Origin of the sequence: Methanocorpusculum petauri (genome assembly GCF_026891975.1) — an archaeon.
Classification (GTDB): domain Archaea; phylum Halobacteriota; class Methanomicrobia; order Methanomicrobiales; family Methanocorpusculaceae; genus Methanocorpusculum; species Methanocorpusculum petauri.
Genome location: NZ_JAPTGB010000021.1, coordinates 16,427 through 37,196 on the forward strand (window position 1 = coordinate 16,427; position 20,770 = coordinate 37,196).

Consider the following 20,770-nt stretch of genomic DNA (forward strand, 5'->3'; position numbering starts at 1 on the left):
GTCACCAAAAAAAAAAAAAATTATTTTTTCTTCGCGTCCGGTTTTCGTCTGCGCACCGGCTGCTTCCCCTTCATCGCACTGCCCCGCCCGTACTTCTCCTTCAGCGCCGCAATCTTGTCCGGAGCGGACGGGCCCGGCACCCCCACAATCAGCCGCGTAAAACTTTCCGGCGCCATCAGCAGATTGTACGCGTTCTGCTTTGTATTGAACCGCACCAGAACCGAATCGATCGCAACAACCGAGCCGTAAGGGGCAGACAGCAGCGCCTCGTGCTCGGGATTGCGGTGATGGGCAGGAAGGGCAACGTACACCGGCGTCTCACCCGTTCCGTCACAGACCAGATACAGATAGTTCTTCGCATCCCCGATGTCGGCGGACATCACCGACACGGTCACGTGAATGCGTTTGCCTACGTGTTTTTTCAGCTGTGCAAGCCTCGCACGTTTCGCCGCCGCGGGCACACGATACCCGCAGCGCCGGTGACCGTCTCTGCGGAGAATCGCGTACGAAAACTTCACGTCCGTATTTACGAACCGGAACTTTTCCTCCTCGCCGCCCAACGCAAACATCAGTTTCGTCGGCTGGATATCTGCATACGTCGCAAACGTCCAGCAGGGAGAGACCATACAATGCACACCCCGGATATCATTGCACGGCGCATACAGGGTAAGGCCGCGGCGCTTCAGATCACGGGAGAGATCCCGCAGCATTGTCGCGTTCGCAAGATCCGCAGGTTCAAGCAGAATCAGGTTTCCGTCCGGTGCAAGATGCGCCGAAAGCCGCATCATCAGATCGGTTTTCGCATCACCATAAACTGCCAGCTCATTTATCACATTTGAGCAGACGATCAGATCGAACTCGCCGTCCGGCATTGTTTCCGTGATGTCGGCGGCGATCGGTCGCGGCACAGTGATGCGATCACCTGCGGCTTTGACAAATGCCGGCACGATCGTCTGGTACGCTTCGCGGAACACCTCGGAACGTTCCAGCGAGATAATTTCCGCCGTGACTCCGTCGCACAGTTCCAGCACGCGGGCGACCGCAACCGCAACCGTTCCGGGACCGGAACCCACATCCAGAATGCGGACATGATCCCGGATCAGTCCCTCGCGAAGAAGCCGGATAAAAAACTCCGAAAACTCCGCAACATATCCGGGCATCTGGTACGCCATGTAGCCGAGCACACTGTAGCCGCCCTTGTACTGCACCACACGGTGCCCGCCTTCTTTCCAGTAGGAATCCTTCTGTGCCGTGATCGCAAGCCGGATCTTTTCCAGAACACTCTCGTCCTTCCATTTCTTCCCGGAAACTTTCTCGATATAGGAAAGCGTCAGGGAATCAAGCCGCGGGTCAGAGGATCGGGCTTCGATCAGTTTTTGCAGACGCGCCTCCTCACCATCCGTCAGGGCGTGCCGCTTTGCTACAGAGTCCATAATATACAAAAACAGATTATACCAGAGGATGAATCGTACATCCGTCCGGCTGCGGCTCCACATCAAGCTTTGTTTTCACCGCTTTCGGCGATACTATCCCGGAGTTCCCGGACGGATCGGAAATGATCACCGTAAAGGGAAGTTCCGATACACGTGCCTGCCCGATCTTCTCCAGCAGTTCGTTTGCGGTGGCTATCTCATCCCCTTCACAGGAAGGAAGAGCGCGGCGGATCGCATCCTCGGCACGCATCAGCACACCTTCAATATTGGACACAAACCCGCTGCATGCAGGCCCGGGGTGAATATTTACCCCGAACTCCGGAATATCAATCTCGCCCTGCATGCTGCGGATCACGCGGGCATCCAGATCCTCGGGAGTTTCCACCTTCAGTTCCCAGCGGCACGGTTCGTGATCGTTTAAGACCATCGTGTCCGTGATGCGGAATCCACAGTCCGGACACACACCGCTCAGCAGAAGAATATCGGAGAAATAAGGAATATTTTCCGTATCGTAAATATAATCGATCTCTTTGCCGCAGTCAGGGCAGGGCCCCGGAACAACCTGACGCATTAAGGTTACATGCCCCCAATCTTCTCGCGGGAGATGCGGACACCTGTCGGCGTAATGATGACGTACCGCTGGTCGCCAAGACCAATAATGTCGCCGTTCACATCCTTGGAAACAGCCCGGAGATCGCCCATCACACGGTCAAACATGATCTTGTCGAGTTTGAGCTTGGTGATGTCGACGATGACAATATTGTTATTATAGACCTCGTCCTTGACACGCGGACAGTCCTTGATGTCGGCAATGCTTGCAACTTTTACGTACATGACTGCCGGTTCCTCGGCACCTGCGACGCCCTCATAGGAGGCGAGGTCAAGCTTCATGTATTCATCTTCAGTAAGGGTGTCCTTCTTTGATCCGAAAACTCCGTCGAGAAATCCCATATGAAAAATAGTTTATTTGTTGTTTATTTAATGCTTTGGTATGATCGCGGCTCAGAGTTCAAGATTCCAGAGCTCGTCGCCGATGTAGTGCATATTCTTTGCGGCTTTTCCCTTCTCCAGCGCAATAATTCCCGCAGCATCATACAGGGGAATAACGACGGCAAGAGGTTTGTCATGGCTTTCATCCACAACAAGAGCAGGGCTTCCCGCAACCACATCATCGGTTACGGAAACAATTCCGGGCCGCATAACATCTGCGCCGTTGATCATGTAGGGGACAGCACCCATATCCACTACAATCCGGCGGCCGGAGAAGGGACGAAGGACCGCGCCCCGGAGTGTCGGGAACGCCCAGGTATCCTGTTCCATGATGAGCGGTTTTTTGTCAATGATATAGATATTGAACTTGGAGGCGGTCTCGGCAATCTCAATCATCGGGGCATCGTAGAGAGCGGCATCTTCACCGATGCTCTCACCCAGTTTTTTCATGAGAGAGGAAAGCTGGCTCTTTTTTATTGCGTGGCGTTTTTTGATCGTGAGTTCTACCATGTTGTACGTATCCGGTTGGTTACAGGAAACTATAATGGTTCAGTTCAGGAGCCGACAGATACCGGGTCTCCCGGACATCAGAAGATTGATCTCTCCATAATCCAAAGGATATCAGGATGAACGAAGATTTCATGAACTGCCGCGCAGTCGGGGTCGTCCGGTCCCCGTTCAAAGAACGGGGTGACGCCCCTTCCCAGGGACGCCACACTGATGCGGTCAGCATCATCGACGTGTTTCCGGAGTATCAGGAAGGGCTGGACGGACTGAAGGCCGGGGATGATCTCTTCATTCTCTGCTGGTTTGACCGTTCCGACCGGACCGTTCTGAAAACCCGCAGACGGGGATCAGAGAATGAACCTCTTCGCGGCGTGTTCTCCACACGATCTCCCGCACGGCCGAATCCGATTGCCCTGACGCTGGTTAAACTGGTAGAGGTAACAGATGGCACGCTCCGCGTGAGAGGACTTGAAGCGCTGGACAACACACCGGTTCTGGATATCAAGCCCTACTCGGAAGGAATTGATACCCCGCGTGAGACGTAGGGGATGCCACGGGAAACTTCTATACCGGTGATGACTTAGTTAGATACAGCATTATGTCAAAGGCGACCAGTAAAGCAGGAAGCGATGCAAACCCGGACGAGGTGCAAACGTCTTCTCTTCTCAGGAAACTGAGATCGGATGATCCAAAGATCAGTCTTATCCGCGATATTCTTTCGGTCGTTATCATCGTTGCGGTGATCGGCGGCGTGCTGTTCGGTGTGTCGGGAACCTGGCCGGCGATCGTTGCGGTTGAGTCGGGAAGCATGGTGCCGAACATGAACGTCGGTGATCTGATCTTTGTGGTAGAGGAGAACCGGTTCGGTCCGCTCATGACCTCGGTAGAGGCGGAGGCAGCCGGAGTGAAATCCTTTAACGGCTACGGGGATGTGATCATCTACCAGCCGAACGGCAATGCAAAGGTGACACCGATCATTCATCGGGCGCTCACGGAGATCAATGCCTCAGTCGCGGCGGAGATGGGCTTTACCGGCGATGCAGCGCATGCCGGATACATCACCAAAGGGGATCACAACCCGACCATTGATCAGGGCAATACCTTTTCCCATATCGGCGTGATGCAGCCGGTAAAAGAGGAGTGGATCGTTGGAAAGGCGTTGTTTGCAATTCCTCTGGTCGGCTACCTGCCGCTTCATATCTGGGAGTTTGCCGTAGTCGTTGTCATTCTCCTGATCCTCTGGGAACTCTACAGCCGCAAGAAAGAAAAAGATAGAGAAGCAATCAAGAAGCCTCAGAAAAAAGGTGGACGAAAATGACTACACCAAGACTGAATCACGCAGAGCTGTGCAGAATCCTTGACGATGCGATGGCCGGATCACGCATGAGCGAGACGGAGGCCGCAGCCCTGTTCCGGCTGACCGGCCGCGACATCTGGAAAGTTGCGGCGGCTGCCGATGAACGCCGCGAGGAGGTTGTGGGAGACACCGTCACCTATGTCCGGAACATGAATCTGCACATGACCAACATCTGTAAGAACCGCTGCGGTCTGTGTGCGTTCGGACGAAAGCCGACCGATCCTGATGCATTCTGCTTCACGGATGAGGAGTTCCGCGAACGTGCACGCGATGCGGCAAAGAGGGAGGTTACCGAGGTATGCTATCTGGCGGGCGTTCATCCCGGGTTCACGATTGAAAACTATGAGAAGATGATCCAGACACTCCGGGAAGAGATTCCGGGTGTTCATGTGCACGGGTGCAGTCCGGATGAGATTGCATTTGCAGCGTACAAAAGCGGTCTTACGACAAAGGAGACGCTGATGCGTCTGAAGGAGGCGGGACTTGGATCGGTGCAGGGAACGGCTGCGGAGATATTAGTGGATTCTGTCCGGAAAGTTATCTGTGAAAAGAAGATTCCTGCCGAGGAGTGGGTGAGAATTATTCGCGAGGCACATGAGGTTGGTTTCAAGGCAACCTCGACGATCATGTACGGATCGGTGGAGACTCCCGAAGAGCGTGCCCACCATCTATCAATTCTTCGCGACGTGCAGGATGAGACGCAGGTGTTCACGGAACTTGTACCGCTCGCGTTTCTGCATCACAATACTCCGCTTGAGGCAGACGGGAAGGTTACCTACGGGTCAACCGGCCGCGAGGATATTCTGCTGACGGCGGTGTCCCGGCTGTTTCTGGACAACATGAAAAACATTCAGGTGCCGTGGTCGAAGATCGGTCAAAAAATGACGCAGCTCGGTCTGATGTCCGGCGGAAATGATGTCGGCGGAACCATGTTTGTGGATTCTCTGTCGCGGACCGCGGGTGCCGGAGAGGAGGCGGACTTCTTCGATCCAAAGGATATGCAGTACCTTTGTGCAGACATGGGCAGAAAACTTGCCCGCCGCGATACGCTGTACAATATTCTGGAATAATTCTTTTTTTACCGAAGGACACCTTCGCATCTGAGGAGTTTTTCTTTTACGGCAAGTCCTCCGCGATAACCGGTGAGTTTTCCGTTTCTTCCGATGACACGGTGACAGGGGATGAGGATCGGGATCGGATTTTTGTTGTTTGCCATGCCCACCGCACGGGCCCCGTTCTTTTTGCCGATGGCAACTGCAATCTCCTGATATGTGCGGGTTTCTCCATACGGAATTTTCTGAAGCTGTGCCCATACCTCCTGCATGAATGCTGTCCCTTCCGGCGCAAGAGGGATGGTAAACGGATGCCTGCCGCCGGCGAAGTAGCCGGTCAGTTGTTTTCCGGCACGTTTGAGAACCGGTGTTTCCCACAGATCTGCAACAACCGGCGGCGGAAATCCCGGAAACCAGAGATTGGTTACTGCACCGTTTTCTTCAGCTATTCCGATGTTGCCGATCGGTGTCTGATAGTAAAACATGTAGCGCATGACAGAAGAGTATTCTTTGTTTCTGCTTAAAGATGCCGCCGTTCGATCAATTCCCGCAAAACCGGGAAGGTGACGGAACATTTCTGTTCGCTTCGGTATTTGATCTCTGCAAGAATATCGGTGATCTGATCTTCGTCCGCAACAATTCCCATATGGCGGAGTACATGTTCAAGCGCTTTTCTTCCGCTGTGTTTGCCAAGATAAAACCTCCTCTGTCTTCCGAGAAGTTCGGGGGATACATACTCGTAGGTTGCCGGGTCTTCAAGCATCGCTGCAATATGAATACCGCTCTCATGGGAGAACGCATACCTCCCCGTCAGCGGTTTGTTTTTTCCAACTGCAACCCCGGAAGCCTCAGCAACTGCGGCGGAAAGTTTTGGCATGAGGGAGAGATCGTACCGGTCAACGCCGCCTTTGCACCGGAGAATGGTGAGAACCTCGTCAAGGGCAGCATTCCCTGCACGTTCCCCGATGCCGTTTACGCAGGTATGAAGCTGAAATGCTCCAACAGCGGCGGCGGTGATCGTGTTTGCAACCGCACAGCCAAGATCGTTGTGGCAGTGCACGCTGAGCGGCAGGTCAACGGCATGGGTGATCCTTCCGACAGCCGATGCGATCTCGGACGGAATGAGGCAGCCGGTCGTGTCGGAAAACCCGATCATATCCGCACGGCGGTCTCTGGACGCGGTATAGACTGCAAGCAGATCCTCCATGTTTGTGCGGGACGCATCTTCAGCAGCAAACCGGACAAATAACCCGTGATCTTTTGCGTACTCTACCGCATCCATTGCTGAGGCGATCACCTGATCGCGGGACTGATGAAACTTGCACCGCAGGTGCAGAGACGAAACCGCGAGAAAAATGTTCACCATTGACACATCCGCGTCAACTGCCGCATCGATGTCAGCGACTCCGGCACGACAGAGACAGGATATTTTTGCGTCGAGGCCAAGAGCAGCAACTGCATGCACTGAAGCAAGTTCACCTGCGGAAACTGCGGGAAAACCGGCTTCGATGCAGTCAATTCCTGCCTCATCAAGCATCCGGGCGATTGTACATTTTTCTTCGAGTGAGAGAGTAACGCCGGGCGTCTGTTCGCCGTCACGCAGGGTGACATCGCATATCTCTACGTTCCATTCTTTCATGGGAATTTGTCCTTGTTTCTGATAATTCGGTGTTCAAACTATTTCAGGTTGTGTCGGATAATTCGTTTTTTTTTACGCGGAGTACTATTTTGGCAGTTCTCTTTTGCGAATGTATTCCACAGGATCACAGCGCGCTCGACCCCTGCCGGGAATCCGTATATAAAATAACCGTGACACATGTTGTCATACTGCATAGTACTTGATATACCAGAAATAACAGAGTTACCTATACACAAAATCGCTGTGATTCCAGTAACCGGGGGATATCTCAACTGGATCATAGGATTCAGGGGACATCTTTTTCTATCCGGGCGTGGGATTTTCAGGAAGTATTTTGTGCATTTCAGGTGATCTCGCACATGACAAACTCCAACGTCGGCAGCATGCCGGCGGCAGGACTGAAACGTTGCTGAGAACATCTCCTAATCGGATGTTGTCAGGGACAGATTCAGCATCCTGTGCTTATTGTATGGTTGTCGCGTAAAAAGAGCGCAAGCTCTCGAACACACGACAGGGAAAATGAAGTAAAGAGCATACGCTCTCCAAAAATTCAGAGGAACGTGAAACAATGCGCCAGGTCGCAATTTACGGAAAAGGCGGTATCGGGAAATCGACAACCACACAAAATACGGTAGCAGCACTTGCCGAAGCAGGAAGAAAAGTCATGGTCGTAGGCTGTGACCCGAAGGCAGACTCAACCCGTCTGCTCTTAAATGGTCTCTGTCAGAAGACGGTTCTTGACACCCTGCGTGATGAAGGAGATGACATCGTCTTAGACGACATCCTCAAACCGGGATTCAAAGGAACATTATGCGTCGAGTCCGGAGGACCCGAGCCGGGCGTGGGATGTGCCGGCCGGGGAATCATTACCTCAATCAATCTGCTCGAATCACTTGGAGCATACACAGACGAACTCGACTATGTATTCTACGATGTTCTGGGAGATGTGGTTTGCGGAGGATTTGCCATGCCCATCCGGGAAGGAAAAGCAAAGGAGATCTACATCGTTGCATCCGGAGAACTCATGGCGCTTTATGCGGCCAACAACATCTCCAAAGGCATTCAGAAGTACGCGACAACCGGTGATGTCCGGCTCGGCGGTATCATCTGTAACAGCCGGATGGTCGATAACGAACTGGAACTCATGACCGCATTCGCCAACGAACTCGGTTCCCAGCTGATTCATTTCGTTCCGAGAAACAACATCGTCCAGCGTGCAGAGATCAACAAGAAGACGGTCATCGACTACGACCCGACCTGTGATCAGGCTGATCATTACCGCCAGCTTTCCATGGCCATCAACAAAAACGAGAAGTTTGTCATACCAAAACCGATGTGCCAGGACAGACTTGAGGAACTCATGATGGAGTTCGGTATTCTCGGATAACCGGAGGGACAAAATCATGTATCTCATAAAAGCAATTGTTCGTCCGGAAAAGAAGGACGAACTTCTCTATGAACTTGCCGGGGCAGGATTCCATGCGGTAACCGTCGTTGAAGTCGTCGGACGCGGAAAGCAGAAAGGTATCAATCTCGGGGGTATCGTCTATGACGAAATCCCCAAGGTTATGATCCTCATTGCTATCCGGGAGGAGGACAAGCACGATGTGATCGATGTCATTCTCCGCCACGCAAAGACCGGAGAAAAGGGAGCATACGGTGACGGAAAAATCTTTGTCAGCACAATTGACGAAGCCTACACCGTCTCCTCAGGAAAACCGGGACTGTGAGGTGAAGCACATGAAAGAGATCTTAGCCTTTGTCCGCATGAATAAAACCAATGTAACCAAACGTTCCCTCCTTAATGCAGGGGCAGCAGGTTTCATTGCCATGAAAGTGGAAGGCCGCGGCAAACTGGTCACGGACCGGGAAAGTCTTGCGGGCCTGAAAAATGATCTCATGGCAAAAGGACAGTTCGACGACACCGATAACATACAGGACGTGGAGACTCTGGTCGAGGGATTTCTCGACGATTCGAGGCTCTTCGCCCGCAGAATGTTTCAGATCGTCTGTGAAGACGATGAGGTTGGCAAAATCGTCAAAGCAATCATCGACGTGAACAAGACCAGTTACAAGATGGGAGACGGAAAAATCTTTGTCCTGCCACTGGAGAATGCTGTCCGCGTGCGGACAGGAGAGACCGGCTCAGCAGCACTCTGAAACCGGGAGGGGAAAAAACCATGGCGATAACGGAAGAGAAGTTAGGAGAGATACTCGAAGTATATCCGGAAAAAGTCCGGGTCAACCGCAGACGCCATATTGTGCTTAAAGAACCGGATACGAATGCGGCACAGCAGATTGAAGCAAACACGCGGACACTGCCGGGCATCATTACGAACCGCGGATGCGCCTTTGCCGGATGCAAAGGTGTGGTAGTGGGACCCATCAAGGATATGGTGCACATCGTCCATGGTCCGGTGGGATGTGCTTTCTACACCTGGGGAGCCCGGAGAAACAAGGCGAGAGCAGGAGAGGACGGCAAAAACTACGTCAACTACTGTTTCAGTACTGATATGCAGGAGTCCGACATCGTCTTTGGCGGAGAAAAGAAACTCGCAAAACTGATCGATGAAACGGTGGAAATTTTCCACCCGAATGCAATCTCCATTGCGGCAACCTGTCCGGTCGGTTTAATCGGTGATGATATCAGTGCAGTCGCCCGTGCAGCGGAGGAACGCCACGGCATTCAGGTGCTTGCCTTCCAGTGTGAAGGATACAAGGGTGTCAGTCAGTCTGCCGGTCACCATATTGCCAACAATCTGCTGATGGACAAAGTCATCGGCAACACCGAGGTGGAAAAATGTGACGAGCCGTATGCAGTCAATCTGCTCGGGGAGTACAACATCGGCGGCGACGGCTGGGAGGTCGAACGTATCTTAAAGGACATCGGTTACCATGTGGTCTGCGTGATGACGGGAGACGGTTCCTACGAAGACCTGCGTCTCGCCCACACCGCAGACCTCAACCTCGTGCAGTGCCACCGTTCGATCAACTACATCGCAGAGATGCTGGAGATCAAATACGGCACACCCTGGCTGAAGGTCAACTTTGTCGGCATCAAATCCACCTGTGACTCGCTGCGTGCAATGGCCGCCTACTTCGGGGACAAAGACCTGATGCAGAAGACCGAAGACGTCATCGCACGGGAAACCGCAAGAATTCAGCCGGTTATCGATCAGTACCGAAAAGTCTGTGAAGGAAAGACCGCGTTCTGTTTCGTCGGAGGGTCACGTGGTCACCACTATCAGGGATTGTTCGCCGAGATCGGAGTCGAAACGGTTCTTGCCGGATACGAGTTCGCCCACCGTGACGACTATGAAGGACGGGAGGTAATTCCTTCGATCAAGAAGGATGCCGACTCCAAAAACATTCCCGACCTTCATGTCGAGGCCGACACCAAACGTTTCAAGATCAAGATCGATCCGGAGCGACTCGCCAAACTCAGGGAGAAATTCCCGTTCGACGAGTACAAAGGAATGATCGTTGACATGAAGGAGGGGACGATCATCGTGGATGATCTCAACCACTTCGAAACCGAGGAGTTCATCAGACTTCTGCATCCTGACATCGTGTCTTCCGGAATCAAGGATAAATACGTGATTCAGAAGATGGGAATTCCGTCCAAACAGCTGCACTCCTATGATTACAGCGGTCCGTACGCAGGTTTCAACGGTGCGGTGAACTTTGCCCGGGACATCAGCATGTCCTTTGCAACACCAACCTGGAACTACATCGTGCCGCCATGGAAGAACCAGCCGTTATTAAACGCAACCATAAACGGAGATGAACTGAATGCTTGACTACACGCCAAAAGAGATGATCGAACGCCACAGCGGCGGCATGATTAACCCGGCAAAGACGTGTCAGCCGGTCGGCGCAATGTATGCGGCTCTCGGCATCCACGGATGTCTGCCGCACAGTCATGGTTCGCAGGGCTGCTGTTCCTTCCACCGGATGCACCTGACCCGGCACTTCCGTGACCCGATCATGGCTTCGACCAGTTCCTTCACCGAAGGAGCTTCGGTCTTCGGTGGCGGGGCGAACCTTAAGACAGCTATCAAAAACGTGTTCACCATCTACAATCCGGATGTGATTGCCATTCACACCACCTGCCTTTCAGAGACGATCGGTGATGACATTCCGACAGCCATCCGGCAGTCGGAGATTCCCGAGGGAAAAGTGGTGTTCCATGCAAATACACCGAGTTATCAGGGCTCCCACATCACGGGATTTTCCAACATGACGAATGCAATGGTGACGTACTTTGCGGAAGCGTCCGTTCCTCAGAAGGAGAATTTCGCAAATATCATCCCCGGATTCGTGAATCCCGCGGATATGAGAGAGATCAAACGCCTCACCGAGGCGATGGGAATCTCTTCGATCCTCTTCCCGGACACCTCCGGTGTTGTGGATTCCCCGATGACCGGCAAGTTCGAGATGTATCCTGCCGGGGGAACAACCATTCCCCAGCTGAAGAAGACCGGAGATGCAAAGATTACGCTTTCTCTGGGGAGGTTTGCATCACAGATGGCAGCAGAAAATCTTGAGAAAAAGTGTAATGTTCCCTTTGCAAGTCTCAAGACACCGATCGGTATTAAGGCAACCGATGATTTCCTGATGGCGCTGCGGGGAGCATTCGCAACCGAGATTCCCGAGAGTCTTGAGTATGAACGGGGACAACTGGTTGATGTGATGACTGATACCCACTTCCATTTCTATGGAAAGAAAGTGGCAGTCTTCGGAGATCCTGATGTGGTTACGGCAATGACCGAGTTCTGCTTAAGCCTCGGCATGCAGCCGGTTCATGTACTGACCGGAACGCCGGGCGGTGCTCTTGGCAGCGGTCTCGGCGGGTTTGAACAGGAGATTCAGGGAATGCTTGATGAGGCAGGTGTTTCCGGAAACGTGAAGGCCGCAGGAGATCTGTTTACCCTGCATCAGTGGATCAAAAATGAGCCGGTTGATCTGTTAATCGGCAACACCTACGGGAAGTACATCGCCAGGGCAGAGGACATTCCGTTCGTGCGGTTCGGGTTCCCGATTCTGGACCGGGCGGTACATCCCTATATGCCGGTTGTCGGCTACCGCGGAGCACTCCGCCTGGTTGAGCAGATCAGTGATGCTCTGCTTGACCGGCGGGACCGCGACGCGGCCGACGAGGACGTTGAACTGGTACTGTAAGAGAACAACAATTCAGCCGACAGGAGGTGCGGGAATGGAGGATGTACTACTACTCAATGGACGGGAACAGTTTGTCCGCCAGAAAGGGGAGCGTCATCAGACGCTTCCCATCAGCTGCGGGGCGGAGAGTGTTGCCGGCTGTGTCAGCCAGCGTGCCTGCGTATACTGCGGGGCGCGGGTGGTGCTAAACCCGGTAGCGGATGCTCTCCACCTCGTGCACGGGCCGATCGGATGTGCAAGCTATACCTGGGATATCCGGGGAAGTCTGAACAGCGGGGAGTCACTTTACCGTGAAGGATTTTCGACGGATCTGCGGGAGAGGGATATCATATTCGGCGGCGAGACCAAACTTGCCGCCGCTCTTGACGAGTTGATTGTGAAGTATCGTCCGCCGGTGGTGTTTGTGTACTCGACCTGCGTGGTCGGTATCATCGGTGATGATCTGGATGCGGTCTGTAAGGCTGCCGCCGAAAAGTATGGCATACCCGTACTGCCGGTACAGTCCAGCGGGTTTGTGGGAAGCAAGTCCATCGGCTATCAGACGGCATGCGATGTACTGTTCAACCTGATCGAGCCGCCGAAGAAGACGATGATCCTCCGCAAACGTCCGGTGATCAACTATCTCGGTGATTTCAATCTCGCGGGGGAGGCATGGATTGTGAAATCCTATCTGAAAAAGATGGGCGTTGATGTGAACGTAGTCTTTACGGGGGATTCGCGGTACGAAGAGATTCGCCGCGCTGCAACCGCAGATCTCAATATCATCCAGTGCGCGGGATCGATGTTCTACCTTGCCCAGAAACTGGAGGATGCTTATCGTATCCCCTTTTTGCAGGTGTCCTTCCTCGGAGTGGAGGATACCGCCGAATCGCTCAGAAAAATCGCCAGGTTCTTTGATGAATCCGCGATCATCCGGAAGACCGAGGAGGTCATCGCAACAGAGCTGCACCGCGTAACGCCGGAGATTGCACAGTACCGCACAGCACTCGCCGGAAAGAAGGCAGCAGTGTATGTGGGCGGCGGGTTTAAGGCAATCTCCCTTATCCGCCAGTTCCGGGAGATCGGGATGGAGGTGGTGATGGTCGGGACGCAGACCGGTCGCCGCGAGGATTACGAGATCATTGGTGACATCGCCTGTGACGGGACGATCATCCTCGATGATGCAAATCCCGCAGAGCTGGAGAAATTCATGCTCACTCAGGGAGCTGATCTCCTTGTCGGCGGAGTGAAGGAGCGGCCGCTTGCCTACAAACTCGGTATCGCCTTTGTGGATCATAATCATGACCGCAAACATCCGCTTGCAGGATTCGATGGTGCGGTGAACTTCGCCCGCGAAGTTTATACGACGGTATGTTCCCCGGTCTGGAGCGCAGTGAAAGGAGGTGTTAGTCGTGGAGATCTCTGAACCAGTTACCCAGCAGAGCGGGACGATGCAGTCCCGATCGATAGCAGAAAATCCCTGCAATATGTGCATGCCGATGGGGGGAATTATTGCGCTGAAAGGAGTTGAAGGGGCAATGGTTATCCTCCACGGATCCCAGGGATGCAGTACGTATATGCGCCGGCATATTGCCGAGCACTTCGATGAGCCGGTGGATGTCGGTTCTTCGTCGCTGAACGAGAAGGGGACGATCTACGGCGGGTCGTCGCAGCTGAAGACGGCAATCGACAACATACGAAAAGTCTACAACCCGGCAGTCATCGGTGTTCTGACCACCTGTCTTGCCGAAACGACCGGTGAGGATGTACACCGCATTGTGGAAGAGTACTGTCGTGAACGCGGGGTTTCGCGGGAGATGTTTATCACCTCATCTACGCCGGGATACGGAGGGAGTCATGGTGACGGCTACTGGTACACCCTGCGCTCTGTAGTGGAGCAGATTACCAGGCCTGCGGCCCCGCATGACGGCGTGAACATCATCGTTCCGATTACGTTTTCCCCTGCGGATGTCCGGGCGATGAAACAGACGCTGACTGCTATGGGTGTCTCCTTCACGATTTTTCCCGATATCAGTGAGACGATGGATCGTCCCTACAAAACGACGTACACGAAAATGCCGACCGGCGGAACGCCGGTTGCGGAAATTCGGAAAATGAGCGGGGCGAAAGCGACGATCGAGTTTGGCGCCCCGGGGGAGGAGAAGAAATTCCCCGGAACGTATCTGAAGGATACGTTCGGCGTTCCGTATCACCGCATTGCTTCCCCAATCGGACTTGCGCAGACGGACAACTTCTTTGCCCTGCTGAAAACGATCACCGGCAAATCCATGACGGCAGAAACGTTCGCCGAACGCGGCCGGCTGATGGATGCAATGATCGACGGTCACAAACATGCGTTTGCCGGACGCAGTACTCTGTTCGGCGATGCAGATTTAGTGTACGCGCTCGCCGGATTTACGATTGAGATCGGGATGTATCCGCGGGTCATTGCGTCCGACAGCCGCAGCAAACACTGGAAAGAGGCAGTCACCGCACTCGCGGACGGGAGTCTTGAGCCGGTCACGGTTCTCTGTGATACCGACTTTGCCACCGTCCGCCGGGAAAGTGAGACCGCGGGGTCGAACATCGCCCTCGGTCACTCCGACGGGAAGTATCTGGAGGAACATTCGGGGATTCCCCTTGTCCGGCTGGGCTTTCCGATTCACGACCGTATCGGCGGGCAGCGGATCTGTTCGGTCCTGTATTCAGGAACAAACCGGCTGCTGGATACCTGTGTGAACACCCTGCTTGAGAGAAAATACCGTAGTTACCGGAAGAGGATGTACGATCAGTATTTTCCGTCTTCCCGGAGGTAATATCATGGAAAAACCCAAACATCATGTATTCGTCTGTGCAAGTTTCCGACTGACCGGCCAGCAGAAAGGATTCTGTCAGGGTAAGGATGCCGGAAATATTGTCCAGATGCTCACAGAAGCAGTTGAGGAACACGGTGTCTCTGATGAGATCATGGTTTCGGCGACAGGTTGTCTAAATCTGTGCGATCAGGGACCGATTGTGATCGTGTATCCGGAGAATGTCTGGTACGGCGGGGTCACACCTGACGACGCAGAGGAGATCATCTCCGCGGTTCTTGACGGTACTGTTGTGGAACATCTGGTAATAGGTTAAAGGAGGGGGACACAATGGCAAAAGAGATTGCAGTCTGTGAGAATGGTGCAGGAGCGGTTGCGGCACTCGCTGCAACAACACAGATCACAAAGTACCGGCGCGAACAGGGTATCTGGGAGGTTGCAGGTGTGCTGCCGATATCGATCGGAGACATTGGTGCTGTTGCGGATCTCAGGAGAGCGGTAGCCCGGGTCATGGAACTGCTTGGCGGCTGCCGGATTCTGGTTGCATCATCGTTTATCGGGGCTGCGGCATATCATCTGGAGAGATGCGGCATTCATCTGTGGGAGTCTCCGGATGCAGACCTGTTCAGTCTCGATGACATCCTTTCCAAAGATGAAGCGGATATGGACCAGTCCAAGACCCCGGAACCGAAAGAGAACTTCATCACCGATCTCGGAGATGGTATCTATCAGGTATCCTTAACCGAGATTCAGCGGCAGAACGGGACGGTCACATCGAAACAGGTCCTCATGCCGATACTTTCGGCCGGAACCTTCTATGAGCTGCGGATCGACTGCTGCCATGTCCCTCCCTGGCTGGAAGGCGAACTTGCCGGGGGGCGGTTTGATTCCCGCCTGGAATCTGTTTCAGCGGGGTTGTCAAAGTTCCGCCTGTATCTGACCAGAAAGACCTGTGCCGGCGGACTCTGATTTTCCCCGGTTCCGGCAGGTGAACTCCGGCACACTTTTTTTTCTTTTCCGTCCTGATTCATAACACGGACAATCAGGAGATATATTTCAACTGAAAGCACATACATATTAATTATACATTTAGAGGAGTACAAAAGCGTGAACGAAAAAATTCACTGGGCCGACGCCAAGGCTTCCCGCGTTCCGGCCGACAGACACCAGCTCATTGCCACAGGAATCACCCCGTCGGGACCGATTCACCTCGGAAACATGCGTGAGGTCATGACCGGCGATATGATCTATAAGGCACTGAAGAGCCGCGGTGTTGATGCAGAACTCGTCTATGTTGCAGACGATTTCGATCCCCTCCGCAAAGTCTATCCGTTCCTCCCCGATTCATACCAGAAATATATCGGCTGGCCGGTCTCGGACATCCCCTGTCCCTGCGGCAAGCACAAAAGCTATGCCGAACATTTCCTTGAACCCTTCCTCTCGGCAATTGAGGAGCTTGACATTCATCCGCGCATTGTCCGGACGAGTGAATCCTACCGCTCCGGTATGTTTACCGAACAGATCCGGGCAGCCCTTGAACATGCAGAGGAGATCAAAGGGATTCTTGAGAGAATTTCCGGGCGCAAACTCGAGGAGGGATGGACACCGTACTACCCGATCTGTGAGAAGTGCGGGATTATTTCGCGGGCAACTATTCTCTCCCATGATCCCGAGAAGCACACCGTAACCTACCGGTGTTCCTGTGGGCACGAGGGAGTTTCCGATTATTCCAAGGGTGAAGGGAAACTTGTCTGGCGTGTGGACTGGCCGATGCGCTGGTCGGTGTACGGGGTCACCATTGAGCCGTTCGGTAAAGACCATGCGTCGCCCGGAGGTTCCTACGATACCGGTACATACATTACCAAAGATATCTACGGCTATGAAGCGCCGATACCGGTAACGTATGAGTGGATCAGCCTGAAGGGCCGCGGCGAGATGCACTCCTCCAAAGGCGTTGTCTTAACCATTCGCGATATGCTTGATATTGTCCCGCCCGAGGTGCTCCGGTATATGATTGCCAAGACCAAACCGGACAAGACTATTGCGTTTGATCCGGGTATGGGTCTGCTCCGGTTAATCGATGAGTACGATCGTGCCGCGGCGTCCGGCGAGTCCCGCGAGTACGAGCTTTCGGTGATCGCCTCCCCGCAGACCACGATTCCGTTCCGCCATATGGTCACGGTTGTCCAGATCGCCCAAACTGATGACGGCATCTTTGACATTCTCAAACGCAGCGGTTATGAGATTGTGGATGAGAGCGCGGTACTGGATCAGGCAAACCGGGCAAAGATGTGGCTCGAACGCTATGCTCCGGAGGATGTGAAGTTTGCAATCCAGCCCGCACTGCCGGAGGTCGCAGCGGCAGAGCCTGCAAACGTCAAGGCGGCGGTTGCCGCCTATGCCGCCGCAGTCTCCGCAGGAGACTGGAAGGCGGATGTTCTGCACAATTCTGTGTATGACGCCGCAGCCGGAGCCGGTATCACCGGAAAGGAGCTGTTCACTGCGGTGTACCGCGCTTTCCTTGGTGCTGACCGCGGCCCGCGCCTCGGCTGGTTCCTGGAAGCTATCGGCCGTGAGGCGACGCTCGCACGGTTGAACGAGATGACCGCGTAACAATGGCGAAAGCAAAGGATAAACTCCCGAAAAATCTCAGCGAGGGATGCAGGCTCTGTTATCAGGGAGCGAAGCTCGTCCTCTTTATCACCGGACGATGCGATCGTGACTGCTGGTACTGCCCGCTCTCGGAAGAGCGGAAGAATGTGGATGTGATCTTCGCCAACGATGAGAGGATCACACGACCCGAGGAGGCAATTCCCGAGGCAGAGGTTATGGACGCGCTGGGGACCGGTGTTACCGGAGGTGAGCCGCTGCTTGAACTCGACCGGGTGGTCGAGTTCTGTACGTACCTGAAGAACCATTTCGGCCCGGAACATCACATTCATCTCTACACCGGTCATGCACCGACCGAGGAGGAACTGGCAGCGCTTGCTCCGTGCGTTGACGAGATCCGGATGCATCCCCCGCACGAGGAGTGGAGTACTATTATGGACTCAGCGTTTCCCGCATCGATTGCGAATGCAAAACGTATGGGGTTCTCCGTCGGCGTGGAGGTTCCGTCGCTGCCGGGACTGCGACATTTTTTCCCGCTGCTTGACAGCCTTGATTTTCTCAACATCAACCAGCTGGAGTGGGGAGATTCCTGTGCGGATGCGATGCGGGAGAGAAAACTTGAGCCGGAGAATCCGCTCTGCAATGCGATTAAAGGGTCGACGAAGTGGGCCTGTGAGATCAATGGTCATCCGAAGGTGCACTACTGTACTTCAACTTTTAAGGATTCGGTGCAGCTCCGCGAGCGGCTGAAGCGGATTGCGCGGAACTCTGCCCGGCCGTTTGATATGATTACGGATGATGGAACGGTGATGTACGGATCGATGGATCCCGGAGATGATCTGGAGATGATCCTTTCCTGTCTGAAGGCCGGCAGTTATTATGAGGAGATGCCGGACGGAACAATTGAGTTCGACTGGCAGCAGATGCGCAAAGTTCCCCGGAAGTTCGGCGGCGAACGAAAGATCATTGAGCGGTATCCGAATGACGGTATGATCGTTGAGGTGATCCCGCAGTGAGCATCCGGTCGGTTGCGGAGAATGTGTATGCGAGGAGGCTCAGACGGAGTCTCACCCGTATTCCGAACCATGTGGCAATTATTCAGGACGGCAACCGGCGGTATGCCAGAGCTCACGGGAAGGATACGGGGTACGGACACAGACTCGGCGCCGATACGACGGAGCGGGTGCTTGACTGGATGGGCGAGCTTGGTATTCGTCATGTGACGTTTTTTGCGTTTTCGACCGAGAATTTCCGCCGTCCCGAGGAGGAGAAGGAGGAACTTCACCAGTTATTTATGGAAAAGTTTTCCGCTCTTCTGACCGATGAGCGGGTGAGCCGGCATGAGATCAATGTTTCGGTGATCGGGGACCGTTCGCTTCTGGATGAGGATCTGAAGAAGACGATTTCAGCGACTGAGGCGGCAACAAAACAGTATTCACGCTATTTTGTACATATTGCTCTTGCTTACGGAGGCCGCAATGAGATTGTTGCAACTGCGAAAAAAATTGTGGCGGCGGTTCGTGACGGATCCATTTCTGCGGATGCGATAACACCTGAGCTGGTGACGGAGAGTATGTATCCGGGTATTTCGATGCCGCCGGTGGATCTGATTATCCGGACGGCGAACGACCGAAGGACTTCGAATTTTCTGCCGTGGATGGCAAACGGGAATGAGGCGGCGGTGTGTTTTTGTACGCCGACGTGGCCGGAGTTCCGGTATGTGGATATGCTGCGTGCGCTCCGGGTGTATGACTGCCGGATGCGCGAGAGTGTTTGATCACGGATTTTCTGTAGGGCAGGCGTTGATACTTCTGTTTGGTGCGGCGGGATGGTTCTCGTTCGTCTGAGTTTTCTTCTGCTGTGAGGGAAAAATAGGAGGGGGTTATTTTCCGTCCCGCAGTTTTACAATCCGTTCACCAAGTGCTTTTCCTTTTTCGTATGCCGCAGTAAGAATTTCGGGTTTGTTGTCGAGGTTGATGATGGTGTCCATGTCGTTTTGCAGCAGTTCGTCCGCGTACTTTGCGTCTACAATTGCACAGAATGCTTTTGCAGTCAGAACCGGGCCGGTAAATATATCGGGCGCGTTCATTCCCCCGATGCACAGAAAGAGGGTACGGCGGATTTTTGCGTGTTCGGGGGTGATGAACGGCTGTTTGCGATAGTATTTCGCCATGTAGAACGGCTGGCAGCGATCCATGAATGATTTCAATGCGCCGGGGATGCCGTAGGTCATTACGGGGGTTGCGATGATGAGGCCGTCGGCCTGTTTGATTTTGCGGTAGGCGGTCTGCATGTCGTCTTCGATTGCACAGGTCGGTTCAATCATGCAGGAGTAGGTCTGGTTGCAGGGTCCGGCATGCAGGTGGGCTACGTTGATCCGATCAACGGTGCAACCGGCGTCTTCAACTCCTTTGATTGCCTGTGTCAGGAGTTTGTCGGTGTTCCCCCCAAGAATATTGCTCCCGAACAGTGCCAGCACGTTCTTTGTCATTATCTGCATTTATGCGTTTGAACCATATAATAAGTCAGGTCGGGACGGGTATATTTTGCCAGTACCTAAAAGACTAATAGCGGAACCGGCGGATATATGGATCAGTGATGTTATCCATGACAGAAAAGAATCACACCTGCGGCTGCCACCATGAAACCGGCGGTATGAAAGAACTTGAGAAAAACATCGGCCATGTTCCGGTTTTTTTCCGCGATCTTGCCGAGTCCGATCCCGCGATGCATGAGGCGGTTCTTAAGCTTGATAACTACATCTGGTCGGACGGGGCGCTTTCCCGTAAACAGAAGAAGCTGATGGCAATTGCAATTGCGGCGGCAATGCGCGATGATCATGCTCTGCATGCACAGATGCAGGGAGCAAAGAAGCTCGGTGTTACTATGGAAGAGGTTGACGAGGCACTTCGTGTTGCGTTTATGCTCGCCGGTATGCCGTCCTATGTGTACGGTAAGACGGAAGCAGCAGAGATTTTTAAATAAATCTTTTTTTCTCCGGATACTGGGGGATTTTTGCGGGAGTTTTTCGCGGTGGTTTTTGGATGTCCCTGTGTGATGTGGTTTTTCGGGGGCTTTTCTGTGTGTGGTTTTACTTGGAGTAACCACGGGTGAAGCGGTGTTTGGGAGGCTTTTGCGGTGGTTTTACTTGGAGTAACCACGGAAAACACAGACCGAACGGAATTCCACGGAAAAAAACACAGAATACC

23 protein-coding genes are annotated in these 20,770 nt (G+C 53.6%); 16 read left to right on the plus strand and 7 right to left on the minus strand.

Annotated elements, in window-relative coordinates:
• Window positions 1-20 precede the first annotated feature (20 nt).
• Genes O0S10_RS08885 through O0S10_RS08900 form a run of 4 tightly spaced genes read right to left on the minus strand, consistent with a single transcriptional unit; the run spans window position 21 to window position 2,933 of the window.
• Window positions 21-1,433, minus strand: coding sequence for a small ribosomal subunit Rsm22 family protein (locus O0S10_RS08885; protein WP_268925525.1), 1,413 nt, complete (start codon window positions 1,431-1,433; stop codon window positions 21-23).
• A 16-nt stretch (window positions 1,434-1,449) separates the two neighbouring features.
• Window positions 1,450-2,004 (minus strand): ZPR1 zinc finger domain-containing protein, encoded by a 555-nt coding sequence (locus O0S10_RS08890; RefSeq protein ID WP_268925526.1) that lies wholly within the window; start codon window positions 2,002-2,004, stop codon window positions 1,450-1,452.
• Window positions 2,005-2,009: 5 nt separating this feature from the next.
• Window positions 2,010-2,384 (minus strand): cell division protein SepF, encoded by a 375-nt coding sequence (locus tag O0S10_RS08895; protein ID WP_268922039.1) that lies wholly within the window; start codon window positions 2,382-2,384, stop codon window positions 2,010-2,012.
• 51 nt (window positions 2,385-2,435) lie between these two features.
• Window positions 2,436-2,933 carry an RNA-binding protein gene (locus O0S10_RS08900; RefSeq protein WP_268925527.1) on the minus strand — a complete coding sequence of 166 codons (498 nt, stop codon included), beginning with the start codon at window positions 2,931-2,933 and terminating at the stop codon, window positions 2,436-2,438.
• 116 nt (window positions 2,934-3,049) lie between these two features.
• On the opposite strand from O0S10_RS08900, the gene tsaA reads away from it, so the two are divergent.
• Genes tsaA through cofH form a run of 3 tightly spaced genes read left to right on the plus strand, consistent with a single transcriptional unit; the run spans window position 3,050 to window position 5,357 of the window.
• Window positions 3,050-3,475, plus strand: a complete 426-nt coding sequence (tsaA, locus tag O0S10_RS08905) for a tRNA (N6-threonylcarbamoyladenosine(37)-N6)-methyltransferase TrmO (RefSeq protein WP_268925528.1) — start codon at window positions 3,050-3,052, stop codon at window positions 3,473-3,475.
• A 53-nt stretch (window positions 3,476-3,528) separates the two neighbouring features.
• Complete coding sequence (locus tag O0S10_RS08910) at window positions 3,529-4,248, plus strand: signal peptidase I (protein WP_268925529.1); 720 nt, start codon at window positions 3,529-3,531, stop codon at window positions 4,246-4,248.
• The gene (gene cofH, locus O0S10_RS08915) at window positions 4,245-5,357 is read left to right on the plus strand and encodes a 5-amino-6-(D-ribitylamino)uracil--L-tyrosine 4-hydroxyphenyl transferase CofH (RefSeq protein WP_268925530.1); all 1,113 of its coding nucleotides are present in this window, start codon (window positions 4,245-4,247) and stop codon (window positions 5,355-5,357) included. The genes O0S10_RS08910 and cofH overlap by 4 nt, the downstream gene beginning before the upstream one ends.
• 8 nt (window positions 5,358-5,365) lie before the next feature.
• Here the strand turns inward: cofH and O0S10_RS08920 are convergent, their stop codons facing one another.
• Window positions 5,366-5,833, minus strand: coding sequence for a methylated-DNA--[protein]-cysteine S-methyltransferase (locus O0S10_RS08920; protein ID WP_268925531.1), 468 nt, complete (start codon window positions 5,831-5,833; stop codon window positions 5,366-5,368).
• 26 nt (window positions 5,834-5,859) lie between these two features.
• Entirely contained in the window at window positions 5,860-6,978 is a 1,119-nt protein-coding gene (locus tag O0S10_RS08925) for a homocitrate synthase/isopropylmalate synthase family protein (RefSeq protein ID WP_268925532.1), read from the minus strand.
• A gap of 568 nt (window positions 6,979-7,546) precedes the next feature.
• Here O0S10_RS08925 and nifH point away from each other — a divergent pair.
• The 12 genes from nifH to uppS all read left to right on the plus strand — a co-directional run bounded on the left by nifH (window position 7,547) and on the right by uppS (window position 19,338).
• Window positions 7,547-8,365 carry a nitrogenase iron protein gene (gene nifH, locus O0S10_RS08930; RefSeq protein WP_268925533.1) on the plus strand — a complete coding sequence of 273 codons (819 nt, stop codon included), beginning with the start codon at window positions 7,547-7,549 and terminating at the stop codon, window positions 8,363-8,365.
• A 16-nt stretch (window positions 8,366-8,381) separates the two neighbouring features.
• The gene (locus tag O0S10_RS08935) at window positions 8,382-8,708 is read left to right on the plus strand and encodes a P-II family nitrogen regulator (RefSeq protein ID WP_268925534.1); all 327 of its coding nucleotides are present in this window, start codon (window positions 8,382-8,384) and stop codon (window positions 8,706-8,708) included.
• A 10-nt stretch (window positions 8,709-8,718) separates the two neighbouring features.
• Window positions 8,719-9,138, plus strand: coding sequence for a P-II family nitrogen regulator (locus tag O0S10_RS08940; RefSeq protein WP_268925535.1), 420 nt, complete (start codon window positions 8,719-8,721; stop codon window positions 9,136-9,138).
• Between the two features lie 20 nt (window positions 9,139-9,158).
• Window positions 9,159-10,778 carry a nitrogenase molybdenum-iron protein alpha chain gene (gene nifD, locus O0S10_RS08945; RefSeq protein ID WP_268925536.1) on the plus strand — a complete coding sequence of 540 codons (1,620 nt, stop codon included), beginning with the start codon at window positions 9,159-9,161 and terminating at the stop codon, window positions 10,776-10,778.
• Complete coding sequence (locus tag O0S10_RS08950; RefSeq protein ID WP_268925537.1) at window positions 10,771-12,159, plus strand: nitrogenase component 1; 1,389 nt, start codon at window positions 10,771-10,773, stop codon at window positions 12,157-12,159. Before nifD ends, O0S10_RS08950 begins: the two co-directional genes overlap by 8 nt.
• Window positions 12,098-13,564 (plus strand): nitrogenase iron-molybdenum cofactor biosynthesis protein NifE, encoded by a 1,467-nt coding sequence (nifE, locus tag O0S10_RS08955; RefSeq protein ID WP_268925538.1) that lies wholly within the window; start codon window positions 12,098-12,100, stop codon window positions 13,562-13,564. The genes O0S10_RS08950 and nifE overlap by 62 nt, the downstream gene beginning before the upstream one ends.
• Window positions 13,551-14,954, plus strand: coding sequence for a nitrogenase component 1 (locus O0S10_RS08960; protein WP_268925539.1), 1,404 nt, complete (start codon window positions 13,551-13,553; stop codon window positions 14,952-14,954). Before nifE ends, O0S10_RS08960 begins: the two co-directional genes overlap by 14 nt.
• Window positions 14,955-14,958: 4 nt before the next feature.
• Window positions 14,959-15,267, plus strand: a complete 309-nt coding sequence (locus O0S10_RS08965; RefSeq protein ID WP_268925540.1) for a (2Fe-2S) ferredoxin domain-containing protein — start codon at window positions 14,959-14,961, stop codon at window positions 15,265-15,267.
• 14 nt (window positions 15,268-15,281) lie between these two features.
• The gene (locus O0S10_RS08970; RefSeq protein WP_268925541.1) at window positions 15,282-15,920 is read left to right on the plus strand and encodes a Fe-only nitrogenase accessory AnfO family protein; all 639 of its coding nucleotides are present in this window, start codon (window positions 15,282-15,284) and stop codon (window positions 15,918-15,920) included.
• Between the two features lie 138 nt (window positions 15,921-16,058).
• Entirely contained in the window at window positions 16,059-17,564 is a 1,506-nt protein-coding gene (lysS, locus tag O0S10_RS08975) for a lysine--tRNA ligase (RefSeq protein WP_268925542.1), read from the plus strand.
• A gap of 2 nt (window positions 17,565-17,566) precedes the next feature.
• Window positions 17,567-18,577 carry a radical SAM protein gene (locus O0S10_RS08980; protein ID WP_268925543.1) on the plus strand — a complete coding sequence of 337 codons (1,011 nt, stop codon included), beginning with the start codon at window positions 17,567-17,569 and terminating at the stop codon, window positions 18,575-18,577.
• Complete coding sequence (gene uppS, locus O0S10_RS08985; protein WP_268925544.1) at window positions 18,574-19,338, plus strand: polyprenyl diphosphate synthase; 765 nt, start codon at window positions 18,574-18,576, stop codon at window positions 19,336-19,338. Before O0S10_RS08980 ends, uppS begins: the two co-directional genes overlap by 4 nt.
• Before the next feature lie 105 nt (window positions 19,339-19,443).
• Here uppS and O0S10_RS08990 read toward each other — a convergent pair whose 3' ends face one another.
• Entirely contained in the window at window positions 19,444-20,052 is a 609-nt protein-coding gene (locus O0S10_RS08990) for a flavodoxin family protein (RefSeq protein ID WP_268925545.1), read from the minus strand.
• 116 nt (window positions 20,053-20,168) lie between these two features.
• On the opposite strand from O0S10_RS08990, the gene O0S10_RS08995 reads away from it, so the two are divergent.
• Window positions 20,169-20,546 carry a carboxymuconolactone decarboxylase family protein gene (locus O0S10_RS08995; RefSeq protein ID WP_268925546.1) on the plus strand — a complete coding sequence of 126 codons (378 nt, stop codon included), beginning with the start codon at window positions 20,169-20,171 and terminating at the stop codon, window positions 20,544-20,546.
• Window positions 20,547-20,770 lie beyond the last annotated feature (224 nt).

Coding starts and splice junctions, on each gene's coding strand:
- O0S10_RS08895 (WP_268922039.1), bottom strand. CDS start 2,384: ATGGGATTTCTCGACGGAGTTTTCGGATCAAAGAAGGACACCCTTACT.
- O0S10_RS08965 (WP_268925540.1), top strand. CDS start 14,959: ATGGAAAAACCCAAACATCATGTATTCGTCTGTGCAAGTTTCCGACTG.
- O0S10_RS08995 (WP_268925546.1), top strand. CDS start 20,169: ATGACAGAAAAGAATCACACCTGCGGCTGCCACCATGAAACCGGCGGT.
- O0S10_RS08950 (WP_268925537.1), top strand. CDS start 10,771: ATGCTTGACTACACGCCAAAAGAGATGATCGAACGCCACAGCGGCGGC.
- O0S10_RS08910 (WP_268925529.1), top strand. CDS start 3,529: ATGTCAAAGGCGACCAGTAAAGCAGGAAGCGATGCAAACCCGGACGAG.
- tsaA (WP_268925528.1), top strand. CDS start 3,050: ATGAACGAAGATTTCATGAACTGCCGCGCAGTCGGGGTCGTCCGGTCC.
- O0S10_RS08925 (WP_268925532.1), bottom strand. CDS start 6,978: ATGAAAGAATGGAACGTAGAGATATGCGATGTCACCCTGCGTGACGGC.
- O0S10_RS08940 (WP_268925535.1), top strand. CDS start 8,719: ATGAAAGAGATCTTAGCCTTTGTCCGCATGAATAAAACCAATGTAACC.
- O0S10_RS08935 (WP_268925534.1), top strand. CDS start 8,382: ATGTATCTCATAAAAGCAATTGTTCGTCCGGAAAAGAAGGACGAACTT.
- O0S10_RS08990 (WP_268925545.1), bottom strand. CDS start 20,052: ATGACAAAGAACGTGCTGGCACTGTTCGGGAGCAATATTCTTGGGGGG.
- O0S10_RS08890 (WP_268925526.1), bottom strand. CDS start 2,004: ATGCGTCAGGTTGTTCCGGGGCCCTGCCCTGACTGCGGCAAAGAGATC.
- O0S10_RS08970 (WP_268925541.1), top strand. CDS start 15,282: ATGGCAAAAGAGATTGCAGTCTGTGAGAATGGTGCAGGAGCGGTTGCG.
- cofH (WP_268925530.1), top strand. CDS start 4,245: ATGACTACACCAAGACTGAATCACGCAGAGCTGTGCAGAATCCTTGAC.
- nifH (WP_268925533.1), top strand. CDS start 7,547: ATGCGCCAGGTCGCAATTTACGGAAAAGGCGGTATCGGGAAATCGACA.
- O0S10_RS08885 (WP_268925525.1), bottom strand. CDS start 1,433: ATGGACTCTGTAGCAAAGCGGCACGCCCTGACGGATGGTGAGGAGGCG.
- nifD (WP_268925536.1), top strand. CDS start 9,159: ATGGCGATAACGGAAGAGAAGTTAGGAGAGATACTCGAAGTATATCCG.
- O0S10_RS08920 (WP_268925531.1), bottom strand. CDS start 5,833: ATGCGCTACATGTTTTACTATCAGACACCGATCGGCAACATCGGAATA.
- nifE (WP_268925538.1), top strand. CDS start 12,098: ATGCTCTGCTTGACCGGCGGGACCGCGACGCGGCCGACGAGGACGTTG.
- O0S10_RS08900 (WP_268925527.1), bottom strand. CDS start 2,933: ATGGTAGAACTCACGATCAAAAAACGCCACGCAATAAAAAAGAGCCAG.
- O0S10_RS08980 (WP_268925543.1), top strand. CDS start 17,567: ATGGCGAAAGCAAAGGATAAACTCCCGAAAAATCTCAGCGAGGGATGC.